The organism is Aminobacter aminovorans, from assembly GCF_900445235.1.
Classification (GTDB): Bacteria; Pseudomonadota; Alphaproteobacteria; order Rhizobiales; family Rhizobiaceae; genus Aminobacter; species Aminobacter aminovorans.
The window spans coordinates 4367320-4380015 of record NZ_UFSM01000001.1; the positions used below are offsets into that span (position 1 = coordinate 4367320).

14 protein-coding genes are annotated in these 12696 nt (G+C 62.1%); 3 read left to right on the forward strand and 11 right to left on the reverse strand.

The features are described from left to right. Positions 1-259: 259 nt before the first annotated feature. Complete coding sequence (locus DY201_RS21590; protein WP_115732992.1) at positions 260-1267, forward strand: DUF2336 domain-containing protein; 1008 nt, start codon at positions 260-262, stop codon at positions 1265-1267. On the opposite strand, the gene DY201_RS21595 is transcribed toward DY201_RS21590, so the two are convergent. From DY201_RS21595 to DY201_RS21605, 3 genes are all read right to left on the reverse strand, one after another. Next, complete coding sequence (locus DY201_RS21595) at positions 1254-1601, reverse strand: DUF1491 family protein (RefSeq protein ID WP_115732993.1); 348 nt, start codon at positions 1599-1601, stop codon at positions 1254-1256. The two genes, DY201_RS21590 and DY201_RS21595, sit on opposite strands and share 14 nt — an antisense overlap. Before the next feature lie 83 nt (positions 1602-1684). Then, the gene (locus DY201_RS21600) at positions 1685-2485 is read right to left on the reverse strand and encodes a peptidoglycan-binding domain-containing protein (RefSeq protein WP_115732994.1); all 801 of its coding nucleotides are present in this window, start codon (positions 2483-2485) and stop codon (positions 1685-1687) included. Next, positions 2460-4235 carry a sensor histidine kinase gene (locus DY201_RS21605; RefSeq protein ID WP_245432064.1) on the reverse strand — a complete coding sequence of 592 codons (1776 nt, stop codon included), beginning with the start codon at positions 4233-4235 and terminating at the stop codon, positions 2460-2462. The genes DY201_RS21600 and DY201_RS21605 overlap by 26 nt, the downstream gene beginning before the upstream one ends. A gap of 452 nt (positions 4236-4687) precedes the next feature. On the opposite strand from DY201_RS21605, the gene DY201_RS21610 reads away from it, so the two are divergent. Both DY201_RS21610 and DY201_RS21615 read left to right on the forward strand, forming a co-directional pair. Continuing rightward, positions 4688-5062, forward strand: a complete 375-nt coding sequence (locus DY201_RS21610) for a DUF5330 domain-containing protein (RefSeq protein WP_115732996.1) — start codon at positions 4688-4690, stop codon at positions 5060-5062. Positions 5063-5268: 206 nt separating this feature from the next. Further along, the gene (locus DY201_RS21615) at positions 5269-5697 is read left to right on the forward strand and encodes a SufE family protein (RefSeq protein ID WP_115733918.1); all 429 of its coding nucleotides are present in this window, start codon (positions 5269-5271) and stop codon (positions 5695-5697) included. A gap of 365 nt (positions 5698-6062) precedes the next feature. On the opposite strand, the gene DY201_RS21620 is transcribed toward DY201_RS21615, so the two are convergent. From DY201_RS21620 to DY201_RS21655, 8 genes are all read right to left on the reverse strand, one after another. Continuing rightward, positions 6063-6488, reverse strand: coding sequence for a Ros/MucR family transcriptional regulator (locus DY201_RS21620; RefSeq protein ID WP_115732997.1), 426 nt, complete (start codon positions 6486-6488; stop codon positions 6063-6065). A 265-nt stretch (positions 6489-6753) separates the two neighbouring features. Next, a complete protein-coding gene (gene mnhG / locus DY201_RS21625) occupies positions 6754-7128 on the reverse strand; it encodes a monovalent cation/H(+) antiporter subunit G (protein ID WP_115732998.1) in 375 nt (124 codons plus the stop codon). After that, positions 7125-7442 (reverse strand): cation:proton antiporter, encoded by a 318-nt coding sequence (locus DY201_RS21630; protein WP_115732999.1) that lies wholly within the window; start codon positions 7440-7442, stop codon positions 7125-7127. The genes mnhG and DY201_RS21630 overlap by 4 nt, the downstream gene beginning before the upstream one ends. Next, positions 7439-7912 carry a Na+/H+ antiporter subunit E gene (locus DY201_RS21635; RefSeq protein WP_115733000.1) on the reverse strand — a complete coding sequence of 158 codons (474 nt, stop codon included), beginning with the start codon at positions 7910-7912 and terminating at the stop codon, positions 7439-7441. Before DY201_RS21635 ends, DY201_RS21630 begins: the two co-directional genes overlap by 4 nt. Beyond that, positions 7909-9468, reverse strand: coding sequence for a Na+/H+ antiporter subunit D (locus DY201_RS21640; protein WP_115733001.1), 1560 nt, complete (start codon positions 9466-9468; stop codon positions 7909-7911). The genes DY201_RS21635 and DY201_RS21640 overlap by 4 nt, the downstream gene beginning before the upstream one ends. 3 nt (positions 9469-9471) lie before the next feature. Beyond that, a complete protein-coding gene (locus DY201_RS21645; RefSeq protein ID WP_115733002.1) occupies positions 9472-9849 on the reverse strand; it encodes a Na+/H+ antiporter subunit C in 378 nt (125 codons plus the stop codon). Continuing rightward, positions 9849-10268: a Na+/H+ antiporter subunit B gene (locus tag DY201_RS21650; protein WP_115733003.1), complete on the reverse strand. Its 420-nt coding sequence runs from the start codon at positions 10266-10268 to the stop codon at positions 9849-9851. Before DY201_RS21650 ends, DY201_RS21645 begins: the two co-directional genes overlap by 1 nt. A 1-nt stretch (position 10269) precedes the next feature. Continuing rightward, a complete protein-coding gene (locus DY201_RS21655) occupies positions 10270-12588 on the reverse strand; it encodes a putative monovalent cation/H+ antiporter subunit A (RefSeq protein WP_280959944.1) in 2319 nt (772 codons plus the stop codon). Positions 12589-12696 lie beyond the last annotated feature (108 nt).

Consider the following 12696-nt stretch of genomic DNA (forward strand, 5'->3'; position numbering starts at 1 on the left):
CACCCTCCTGATATCCGACCGCCGTTAGAGGCGCGTGAAAGCAGCAGCATTGCCAATGCCGCGACCCACGACGAGCCAGATCTGCCTAGATCTGATAAAAAATCCTCGTAACTGATTGGTAACAAATGGATTCCTTAACGCGAGAGTTAACAGTGCGCTAACAAATCCTCGCTAAGTTTATGTTCACCTTAGGAAGCCACGACGCGTCGGCGTCGGACGATCCAGGGCAGTGTAGAGTTTTTGTCAGGCGTACCCGTTCGTGTCAGCATCGGACTTCAGGCAAATTGCCATCGGACGCGAAACCGGTAAGCCAGAACGGCTGTTCCGGGCAGCGGTCTCAGCCTTCTGTGCCCTGCCCCGGCCGTCGCGCCGCGAAATCGCCCAGCTCGAAGACCTGACGCTCCCGCTGTTCGACAAGGTCTCGGTCGAGGCACGCCGGTACGTCGCTGCGGCACTTTCGGAAAGCGAATACGCGCCGTTCGGTCTGGTCCGCAAACTCTGCGACGAACCTGTCGACATCGCAGCACCGCTGCTTGTCCGCTCGCCGATCCTTTCCGATGTCACCCTTATCTCGTTGATCGGCCGCCACGGCCTGCCGCATGCGCGTGCGATTGCCCGTCGTCCGAACCTCCACCAGACGATCGCCGATCTGATCCGGGTGCTCGAGCGCCCGCGCCTGGTTTATCCGGAAGGCGCCAAGCAGCAGGAGCCGGCCGCCAAAGCAGCGCCAGCGACCGGAGCGATCGCTGCAACCGACATGTCCAATGCCCCACACCCCGGCGAGCTCGCCGAAAATGTCCGCCGCAAGCTGCGCGCGATGATGACGCCTGCCGCACAGCACCAGGCAGTGACGGACGAGGAGCGCGTACCGGCCTACGACAAGCTCAAGGCAACGGCGCTGACAGGCAACGACACCTTCTTCCAGACCGCACTCGCCGACGCGTTGGAAATCGATCTTCTTGCCGCCCGCTCGATCACCGAGAAGTCAGGCTACTCCTCGCTCATCGACGCGCTCAAGGCCCTCGACCTGGCGGAAGAGCAGGCCTTCTTGCTCGCCGCCTCCATCCTGCCCGGTCAATTCGCCCATGCGGAATCTGTCAGGCTGTTCCTGCAGCGCTACCGCGCCCTGCACCGCGACGTAGCGCTTGATCGCGTTCGCGACTGGAAGGCTGCGTCGGTCGGTGCCCGCATCCGCAGCAATGCCGAGCGCCTGCAGCCGAGGAACAGCTCCTCGACGCCGAAAGGCGGACAGCTCAAGGCGTCGTAAGCGAAACGAGGTCGACGATCTCGGTCTTGCCAGGCTCGATCTCGACCACCCAGATGTCGGGATCGAAACGCCGCTCGCGCTCGAGCCGCTTCTCGATCGCCGCGCCGTCATCATCGCTTTCAAGCAGGCTGAACTGGCGTTCGCCCGGCCGTGCCATGTCATAGCTGGTCTGCGGTGCCGGCCCGTAAAGGTTCGACCGGCCGAAACGATCGCGGGTGAGGATGAAGACGGCACCTGCTTCCAGCGCCCCACGATTGAGGATCGCGCCAAAACCACCCTCGCCGAAGACGCGACGCAGCAGGGCCGACACCCAAAAATCAGTGGTTAGACGCATAGGACGGCCCGATCACAGTTTCGACGAGGCCTCTATAGCGGTTTGCGGTGCATGGGCACAATGCGGACCGAAGGCGCCCGGTATCAGTTGGTCAGGCCGATCTCGCGCATCTTGACATAGACGGCAGGGTCGGGTTCGCCGGTTTCCGGCAGGCCGAACAGAGCCTGGAACTCGCGAATTGCCGACTTAGTCCTGGCACCAGGAACGCCGTCGACCTCGATGCCATCATTGCCGAAGGCTTTCAGCCCGGCCTGGATCTTCATGATGCGCGCGCTGATGTTGGCGTCGGATGCAGGTTCGGCACGTGCGGGCGTCGGGGCTGGTGTCGCCCTCGGCGCCGCTGCAGGCACCGCCTGTTGGCGTGGCGTCGGCCGTGGCGCTATGCCGGCAGTGGTGTCGGCAGCACCCAGTTGCTCGAGCAACTGCGCGTCGATTTCGCCAGTCGCCGCCATGCCGACCTTCTTCTGGTAGGCCTGGATGGCGCCGCGCGTTGCCGGCCCGTTAAGCCCGTCGACAGTGCCGTCATAGAACGCAAGGTCCTTCAATATGCCTTGCACCCGTTCGATGCGCGGATCGCCCAGCGGGCGCACGACCTCCGCAGCCTCCTCAGGACGTTCGATCTTGATCGTCGTCTCGGGCGCGTTTTGGTTCATGTCTGGAAACTCGACGGCATCGCGGGTCGAGAAGAATGCGCCCTTGTGGGCATAGGGCTGATACCACAGCGCATTCGCCGAGACATAAAACAGCGCCACCATGAACGCCGTCGATCCGCCGACCAGCACCGGGTTGCGGGCAATCAGCCCGCCGAGCGCCAGAACGCCGTCCTGCAGCGGGCTACGTTCCTCAATGACCTGCCGTTTAGCTTGCTTTGCGGAGCGGGCCACTGCGCATCTCCTTGTTCCTGCCAGCAGGAAGCTTCATCAACTCGCCCCGCGCAGGCTCGGGCCGGTAGGCAGGGCCCTCGATGGGCAGGCTGATGGTGACAGTCGTTCCTTCGCCCGGTGCGCTCTCGATCGACATCGTGCCATCGTGCAGGGCAACCAGACCCTTGACCAGCGACAGCCCGAGGCCGGTGCCTTCGAAGCGGCGGGTATAGTCGTTCTGGATCTGCGTGAAGGGCGTGCCCAGCCGCGACAGGTCGTCCCGGGCAATGCCGATGCCCGTATCGGACACCCAGAAATGCAGGCGCGAACCGAGACGCTTGGCGCCGATCTCGACCCTGCCGCCATCGGGCGTGAACTTGACCGCATTGGAGACCAGGTTGATCAGCATCTGCTGCACGGCGCGCCGGTCGGCCTTGACCTCGCCGGTGCCGGCGGCCACCTCGACCACAAGGTCAAGAGACTTGGCCTGCGCCTGCAGCGCCAGCATCGAGGCGCACATGTCGACCGCATCGCGGAACCTGAACGGCTCCGGGGTGATCGCATAGCAGCCAGATTCGATCTTGGTGACGTCGAGGATCGAATTCACCACGTCGAGCAGGTGCTGGCCGGAATCACGGACGATGCCGACATATTCCTGCTGGCGCGGCTCCTTGAAGCCACCGAACATCTCGTGCAGCAGCATGTCGGAAAAACCGATGATCGCATTCAGCGGCGTCCGCAGTTCATGGCTCACGGCAGCCAGGAAGTTGCTCTTGGCAAGTTCGGCGCTCTTGACCGCATCGGCAGCCGTCGCCAGCTGGTCACGCAGATCGGAAACCGTGTCGTTGTTGCGAACGACCGCGACGAACGACTGGCCTTCGGCCTTCATCAGTTCGAGCACGAAAGGCTGGAAATTGTCGCCGGCGTCATTTTCGTTCTGCTTGGGCAGGCGCAGGCGCAGTTCGACCTCACGCAGCTGCGCGCCGTCGCGCATGTCTGCCAGCGCGCAGAGATAGCCGACACGATCCGCAACGTGGATGCGATCGAAAAGCGCCGTTCCCAGCAAAAGTTCCGGCTGCAGCCTGAGCATGGTTCGTGCCTGCTCGGAGACGTCGGTCACGTCGCCATTGTGGGCAACGCGCAGCACGACTGCCTTGAGCAGCTTTTCCAGCATGTCGGCGGGTGCGTCTTGCCGTTCGACGCGGCGATCGAGGAAGGCACTGGCGCGAGCAGCGAAAGTGGCAAGCCAGGCGGCTGGCAGAAGCCAATGCCAGGCGGACACCGCGGCACCCTCGGCGAAAGGCATCGAGCCGAGAAAACCTTGCGACAGCAAAGCGATGACAGCAGCGATTGCCCCGAACTTGGCCGCTTTGCGCGTGCGCCAGACCCACAGCGCCTCCAATGGAAGTGCTGCGACCAGCAAAGTCGCCGGCGACGTCAGTCCGCCCGCGGCGGCAACGATCGCGGCAATGGCAACCGTTGCCACGACAAGCGACGTCCCGCCGATCTGTCCGGTCTTGCCCGTGGCGGCAATCAGCAAGGCAGCGAGCCAGCTCAGGCTGAAGGCCGCGAAAATGACGGCAAAGGTCGAGGCCGCGCCGAGATTGGCCGAAACCAGGAACACACCCGCACCGGCGACCAGAAAGGGCGCGGCCAGCAGCAGGCCGACAAGGCGCCTTTGCCGCCCACGCTCGGTGCCATCGGCCGACGGATGGACCAGCCGGTCACAGCCGCCGGCCATCGCGCCGGAAAACTCACCGTATCTGGTCATGACAAAACTCAACGCTACGCACTCTTCCGTGGCCCGCTTTGCGGCTCTTCTGTAGTTGTCCCAAACTCGCACCGAGCCTTTAATGAAGGAATAAAGCTGGCCGACCGAAACCCGCCTACGCGGCAAATATCGGGATCACAGCGCCGACATTCGAGAACAGTTATCGCCATGGTAAACAGGGGGTTATTTGCCGACTTGGCGCTGGCGAATCTGCAGCACGCCAGCCCTTTTGGGATTTTGCAATTTAAATCAATTGCTTACGAAACCTGTGAGACATTGTTTGCACGACCACGTCCGCAAGCCGAGCCAGTCCGTTAAACTTTGGTGAAAAGCCTGCGCAAAATGCCACCGTTTGCAGCAATCGCTCCTTTGTTCCTTCATGTCATTGTCGGCTCAACAAGATGTGGGCCGACAAAAACAAAACAGGCCCGCCAGACCACAAGAGGCACCCCATGGGCTTTCTCATCAGGACCGCATTCTGGTTCTCGCTCGTCCTTCTGCTTTTGCCGCTCGGCACCGGGCCAAATGGCGAGAACAGCGTGAGCCCGTTGCAGGCGATCTTCGCCGCGCGCGAAGCCGTCGGCGACCTTGCCGGCATCTGCGAGCGCAAGCCGGATGTTTGCGAAACGGGCAAGGCCGCGATGCAGACCATCGGTGTCAGGGCCCGCGAAAGCGCCCGCATCGCCTACCAAGCGCTCGACCAGCAGTTTGGTCAGCCCGATACGGCAACGCAGACCGGCAGCGTGCCCGAGGCTGCTGTCGTGCCGACCGCGAAGCCTGAGGCTGCCGTTGTGCCGACTCCAAAGCCTGTGGCTCCGGCCAACTGATTTCCAATCCAGACGTCTCGCAACTGCCTCCAGGCGTCGCGGACACCAATCCCTTTTGGTTCAGCGCATCGGGCCAGCCGCACGACGGACCCGATGCGCCAGGCCCCACCGCAGGTCGCCCGCCTCTGGCGCCTGCGGTGCCTTTCTTTGTTCGTGACGGGCTTTTTTCGTGACGGGCAGCTGTGCTGCGACTATATCCACTCATCATGACGGCCTCGATCGACACCATCCGCGACGACTTCTCGTTCCTCGAGGAATGGGAGGACCGCTATCGCTATGTCATCGAGCTGGGCGAAGCGCTTCCATCCTTTCCGGAAAGCGCCCAGACCGACACCAACAAGGTGCAAGGCTGCGTCAGCCAGGTATGGCTGGTGACCCATCTCGGCGAAGGCAGCGATCCGGTCATCCGCTTCGAGGGCTATTCCGACGCACATATCGTGCGCGGTCTGGTTGCCATCATGCTTGCGCTGTTTTCGGGACATCGCGCCAGCGAGATCAAGACCATCGACGCCGAGGCGACGCTGAAGGAGCTCGGCCTCAACGAGCATCTGTCGCCCCAGCGCGCCAATGGCCTGCGTTCGATGGTCAAGCGCATCAAGCGTGATGCCGAGGCAGCACTCCACCAGGTCGCCTGAGCCTTCCAGTCAGCTCAATCTTGGGGGACAGCCCCCGATGCAAGCTCATTGCGGCCAGCCACCGCCTGGATTGTAATGGCGTGCCGGCACGCGATCCGGGATCGCGCTTTCGCGCGTATTTGGGCAGAGCTGGAATCGGCATTGGCCCTGCTCAAGCGGCTCGAGCGGGCAATGGCATGCGAGCGGCGGCGATCGCCGCTGGAGCCATGGCCTCGATCGCCACATCGCACGCAAGGAGGTGCACGACCGGCTGTAGTGTGTCTCTCCGGGCAGCCGCAAGGCGGTCGCTGCGGGCGGCGCAGTATCAGGTCAAAACGCAATGCGGCGCCCTTAGGCGCCGCAAGCTGAAACTCTTTCGAAGGGCGTTACTTGGCCTTGCGCTTGCGGCCGAGGCCCATCTTCTTGGCGAGCTGCGAGCGCGCAGCTGCGTAGTTGGGCGCCACCATCGGATAGCTGGCGTCAAGGCCCCACTTCTCGCGATACTGGTCGGGGGTCATGTTGTAGTGCGTCATCAAGTGACGCTTCAACGATTTGAACTTCTTACCGTCTTCAAGGCAGATGATGTAGTCGTCATGTACCGAGCGCTTAGGATTGACGGCCGGCTTCTGCTTGTCGGCTGGCGGCGTCTCGGTGACATTGCCAACGCGGCCGAGAGCTGCGTGGACATCTGCGATCAGGCCCGGAAGTTCTCCCACCGGAACTGGATTGTTGCTGACATAGGCAGCCACCACATCGGCGGTCAACTCAATCAGCGTGTCATTGTTGGTTGCAGGCGTTTCGGAAGTATCCATATGCTTAGGCCCCAATGTGACTGGATGTTTTTTTGCCCGATATTCCGTCGGGATGCGGTGCGTTCTTGTATCGCAAATTGCCTCTGCGACTCGCACTCCATCACTTTAATGAGCCCGTCGCCAGAACAAGTCAATTCACTATTCTTTGTGAACTACAACAACAATGATTTCATCACTCCTCTAACAAATGAACCTTTTTGATACGCTGACGCCTTGAAGTGAGATCATTTTTGACAACGCTGAAAGTTGTCCCACAAGCTCATTATCAACCTTCAGTGCCAATCGATCGGTTCTTCTTTGCCACGGCAGCCGTTTCAGCCAAATCGTCGGTCACTGCGCCCTGCCACATGCGATAACCGGCCGAATAAGCCGCCTTGGCAAGCAGATGGGCCGAGATAGGCGCAGTCAACAGGAAGAACACCACACCAGCCAGCGCCCGCAGTGCCGTTGCGGGTTCACCGATATGCACAGCAAGCGCAATCAGCATCATGCAAGATCCTACCGTGCCGGCCTTCGATGCTGCATGCATGCGCGTATAGACATCGGGAAGTCGCAACAACCCGACAGATGCGACCAGCGCAAACAACGCGCCTACAATGATGAGAACTCCGGCCAGATAATCGGCTGCCCCGTCGATCATCGCCTATCCTCTTCGGCTTCTTCGTTCTTGGCATCAATGCCGCCGCTGATCACGAAGCGTGCGAAGGCAACTGTCGCCAGGAAGCCGACTAGACCAAGCGCAATGGCGATATCGACATACAATGTGAAGCCAGAACGTACTCCGAGCACGGCAATAAAACCGATAGCAACGGCAACAAGCATGTCGAGCGCCAGGATCCGGTCCGGCAAGGACGGCCCCTTCACCACGCGGACCACGACAAGCAGAAACGAGATGGTGAGAACGCCGAGCGCAAAGATCGCAGCTGCATTCAGGAAAGCAGTTCCAGACATCATCTGAATGCCTCCAGTATTCTGCGCTCGAACCCCTGGCTGATGTCGCGCCGCGCCTGATCGGGGTCCGAACAGTCCATGCCATGCACGAACAAAGTACGTCGGTCATCGGAGACGTCGACCGACAGGGTGCCAGGGGTCAGCGTAATGAGATTAGCGAGCAAGGTGATCTCGAAATCCCGGTCGACCTTCAAAGGATAGGCAAAGATACCAGGCTTGATGTCCATGCGTGGCGACAGAACGAGCCTTGCAACCCTGAAGGCCGACAGGAAAAGCTCCTTGATGAACAGAGCTATGAGCAACAGCAAAGCAACCGGGCGGATGACAGCCTTGGTGGTCTGGAGCTGATCGCGCACCAGAAACAGGACGACCCAGCCGACTGCAAATCCAAAGACCAGATTGGGGATCGAATAGCTGCCCGAGACAGCAACCCAGACGAGAGCCAGTATCAGTTCGTTGCGGAACGGGATCATGATCCACTCCCCGCCGGAAAGACTGCATTTACATAGGCCGACGTGTCGAGCAATCCGCTGGCCGCTGCCGTCGAGATTCGAATGAAGGGTTCTGGCAAGATCCCCATCGCAAGCATCGCCAGCACAAGAGCCGCAAGAGCACAGCAACCCGACACCGACATCGCGCCGGCGGTTGCGGTCTGATCAGTTGCCTCGACGCGCCAGAAAGCGAGGATGAAGACGCGGCCGAGCGCGATCGTCGCCAGGAAGCCACTCAGCAGGATGGCAGCCGCCACCTGCCAGGCGCCGATGTCGAGTGCTGCCCGCACCAGCGTCACCTTCGGCCACAACCCTGAACCTGGCGGCAGGCCGGCGACGGCCAGCGAGACGATGAAGGCGAGCGCGGCAAGCAAGGGACTTGCACCATAGAGCCCTGACAGACTGTGCAGCGAAAAGCTGCCGCCGCGCTGACGCATCAGTCCGCCGAGCAGATAGAGCGCCGACAGGGCCAGCATCGAATGCAGCGCATAGAAAATGGCTCCCGTCAGCCCGCCCTTGCTGCCGAGGGCGATGCCGGCGAGCATGATGCCGACGCCTGAAATGACGAGGAAGCCGGCGATCCTGCGGATGTCGGATTGCGCCAGCGCGCCGAGCGCACCGATCAGCATGGTCGCCACCGCCACCCAGCCGATGAGACCAGCCAGCACCAGCCGTTCGGCGGCGAAGATCATCACCAGCGTGCGCAGCAATGCATAGATGCCGACCTTGGTCAGCAATCCGCCAAACAGCGCGCCGGTGATGACGGGCGGCGTGTGATACGAGGCCGGCAGCCAGAAATTGAGCGGAAACGCCGCCGCCTTCATGCCGAAGGCGAGCAGATAGAGCGTGGCCAGCGTCATCAGCGGCGCGGCCGCGCCGACCTGCCCGGCACGTCTGGCAAGGTCCGCCATGTTCAGCGTGCCGAACGTGCCATAGAGATAGCCCGTGGCGATCAGGAACAGCGTCGTGCCGACGAGATTGAGGATCGCATATTTGGTGGCGCCATCGATCTGCGCCTTGTCTGATCCGAGGATCAGCAGCCCGAAGGACGAGATCAGGAAGACCTCGAACCAGACATAGAGGTTGAACATGTCGCCGGTCAGGAAGGCGCCGCTGACACCGGCCATCATCAGCATCAGGAACGGATAGAAGCCGTAGCGCCTGCCTTTGGCGTCGATGTCGCGAAGTGAGTAAGCGCAGCAGACCAGTGCTACGACCGAAGCCGCCAGCGCAAAGGCGGCGCCCAGCACGTCAGCGGTAAACGAGATGCCGAATGGCGGCAGCCAGCTTCCCATCGTCATCGACACCGGCCCTGTGGCCAGCACGCGCTGCAGCAACAGGCCGCTGGCGCCGACCATGGCGAGCAGCACCGCCAGTGCCAGCGCCGCATGCCAGCGAATGCTGTGCCGGATCATCAAAAGCACGGCGCCCGCAATGATCGGCAGCACGACCGGAGCAATGACCAGCCAGTCGGCGGCGGCAATCGGCCCGGCAACCATCGCTGCGGCCTTGTCGACGATCTCACCTTGCACGGCCATGGTTCAGTACCCCATCGGCGGCAAGCCGTCGTCGACCGGCTCGGCGACACGCATGCTGTCGGTGTCGTCGGTGCCGATCTCCTGGTAGGCGCGATAGGCCAGCACCAGCAGGAAGCAGAAAAAGCAGAACGAGATGACGATTGCCGTCAGGATCAGCGCCTGCGGCAATGGATTGGCCACAGTCCCTGCCGGCACGTCGAGACCTTCAGCGATGATCGGCGGCACCTCTCGGATGATGCGGCCATTGGTGAAGATCAGAAGATTGACCGCATTGCCGAACAGCACCACGCCGAGCAGGATGCGGATAATGTGCCGCGACAGCATCAGATAGATGCCGGCGGCAAAGAACAGGCCAACAAGGATTGCGAACACGGCTTCCATCAATCGTGTTCCCTGTCCTCGAGCGCCAGCGCGATCGAGGTGAACGAGCCGACCACGACGAGATAGACGCCGATGTCGAAGATGATGACCGTCGACAGGTCGACGACGATCCCGAAGACCTCCGGCGAGGTCCACAGGCCGGTCAGGAACGGAACGCCGAACCACAGCGACGGCAAGCCGGCAACGGCGGCTGAAAACAGCCCGGAGCCGGCTATCGCCATGGGATGGAAGTAGAGCGCCCGGCGCACGGCAGGAACGCCAAAGGCGATGCCGTGGATGGCGAAGGCGGATGCTGCGATCAACCCGCCGGTGAAACCTCCACCCGGCTCGTTATGGCCGCGCAACAAGACGAACACCGAGAACATCAGCATCAGGCCGGTAAGGTAAGGTGCGGCGGTGCGGAAGATCAGCGTCTGCATGCTACACCTCCTCCGCCACAACATCGGGCACGTCCGCCTTCTTCGAGCGGATGCGCACCAGGGCCAGGATGGCGAGACCGGTCACCATAACCACGGCAATCTCGCCGAGTGTATCGAGACCACGGAAGTCGACGATGATGACGTTCACCACATTGCGGCCATGGGCGATCGTCTTGGCATAGGCGTTGAAGAACTGCGACAGCCGGTCGTCGAAAGGCAGTTGCGTCACCTTGAGCAGAAGCAGCGCGAAAGCCGCGCCGCAGGCGCCCGCAATCGTCATGTCCACCAGCTTCTGTGCAAGCGGACGGCGGTCGGTCGGCACCAGCCTGAGCCGTGTCATGACAAGAGCCAGGATCACGACCGACAGCGTTTCGACCATGAACTGGGTGAAGGACAGGTCCGGCGCGCCAAACAGCATATAGAGCAAGGCGACGGCAAAGCCCTGAATGCCAAGCGAAACGATGGCCGTCAGGCGGCTGCGCGCCTGCACCACGGCAGCGATGCCGATCACGGCAATGGCCACTACGCCCCATTCGTAGAAGCGCAGGGCCGGCACATCAGGCTTCGACGGCAGCTCATCGAACAGCACCATCGGCAGCAGTAGCGCTGCGGCCACGGCCATGAAGGTCACCGTCATGTAGATGTCGAGGCGGCCATTATGGACAATTCGCGTCAGGCCGGCGGCGAACCGAAGCAGGCCACGCAGCAGCTGGTCGAAGCCCTGGTCCGGGCCCCAGCCGATTGCCTTGAGGATCCCGGCCATCGCGCCGCGCAGCCTGTCCAGGCAGAGATAGGCAGCGATCCCCAACGCAACCGTCAGAGCGGAAAGCAAGAGCGGCACGCCAAGGTGCGGAATTGTCGAGATGGTGACATCGACCGGGTTGCCGGCGACGGCGCTGGCCGTCGGCGAGGAGAAGAACCGGTGCGTGATCGGCGAGACAAGTGCCGCGGCAAGTCCCGCAGCCCCGAGAACGACCGGCCCCAGCCACAGGGACAGCGGCCCTTCATGCGCCGCCTTTGGCGTCTTGGCGGCAGCGCCGATGAAAGGTCGAAGTGCTACCGCAAAGCCGATGGCGAACATCAGTGCGTTGCCGCAGACGGCGACCACCAGCAGTACGGCTTGCCAACCCTCGGGCGAGCCAAGCGCCAGGTAGATCTCTTCCTTGGCCAGGAAGCCGAAGAATAGCGGCAGCCCGCCCATCGACAATGCTGCAAGCATCGCGGCAACGAAAGTGATCGGCATGGCTTTGCGCAGGCCGCGCAAGCCGGTGATGTCGCGCGTGCCGGCTTCATGATCGATCAGGCCGGCGACCATGAACAGCGCGCCCTTGAACATCGAATGCGCGATCAGATAGAGCGCCGCCGCCTCGATCGCCTTGTCGGAGCCAAGGCCGGTCAGCATCACCAGCAGCCCGAGCGAGGCGACGGTGGTGTAGGCGAGCATCAGCTTGAGGTCGGTCTGCCTGACAGCGAGCAGCGTGCCTACCGCAAGGGTTACGCCACCGAACAAGGGCAGGATCGTTTCCCAGGCCGACGTGCCGCCCATGACCGGGTTGAGGCGCATCACGAGATAGACGCCCGCCTTCACCATGGTCGCCGAATGCAGGTAGGCCGACACAGGCGTCGGCGCTTCCATGGCGTTGGGCAGCCAGAAATGAAACGGAAACTGCGCCGATTTGGTGAAGGCGCCACCCAGGACAAGAACGAGGGCCGCGAGGTAAAGCGGGCTGCTGCGCAAGGCATCGCCGGAGCCAAGCAGCAGCGACAGCTCGCTCACGCCCGTCGCCTGTCCGATCACCAGCAGGCCCGCCAGCAGCGAGAGCCCGCCAATGCCGGTCACCAGCAGCGCCTGCAGCGCCGCGCGGCGCGCGGCTGCGCGGCCATGGTCGAAGCCGATCAGCAGGAACGACGTGATCGACGTCAGCTCCCAGTAGACGAACAGCATCAGGAACGAATCCGAGACCACCAGTCCCAGCATCGCGCCCATGAAAAGCAGGATGAAGGAGAAAAACCGTCCCTGATGGGGATGCCCTTTGAGATAGCCGCCGGAATAGATGACGATCAGCGTGCCGATGCCCGAGATCAGCAGCGCGAAGGTCAGGGACAGGCCGTCGAGATACCAGGAAAAACGCAGCCCCAGACTCGGCGCCCAGTCAAATCCGCCTGAAACAGCAACACCGGAGCTCACCGTCTCGATCATTCCGGCGAAATGCATGAGCACAAGCAATGGAACCGCAGCAAGCAGCCAGCCGGCATTGTGTTTCATCACGCGGGTCAGAAGCGGAGCGAGCAACGCTCCGACAAATGGCAGCATGAGGATAAGGAAGGTCAGCGCTACGGCCCTCTCTGCGTCTCACGATGTTTGTCGTAAGGGGCATAGACTGCCGGCCAGATGTGGGCAAGCCTGAACCGACCTTGTCAACGAATA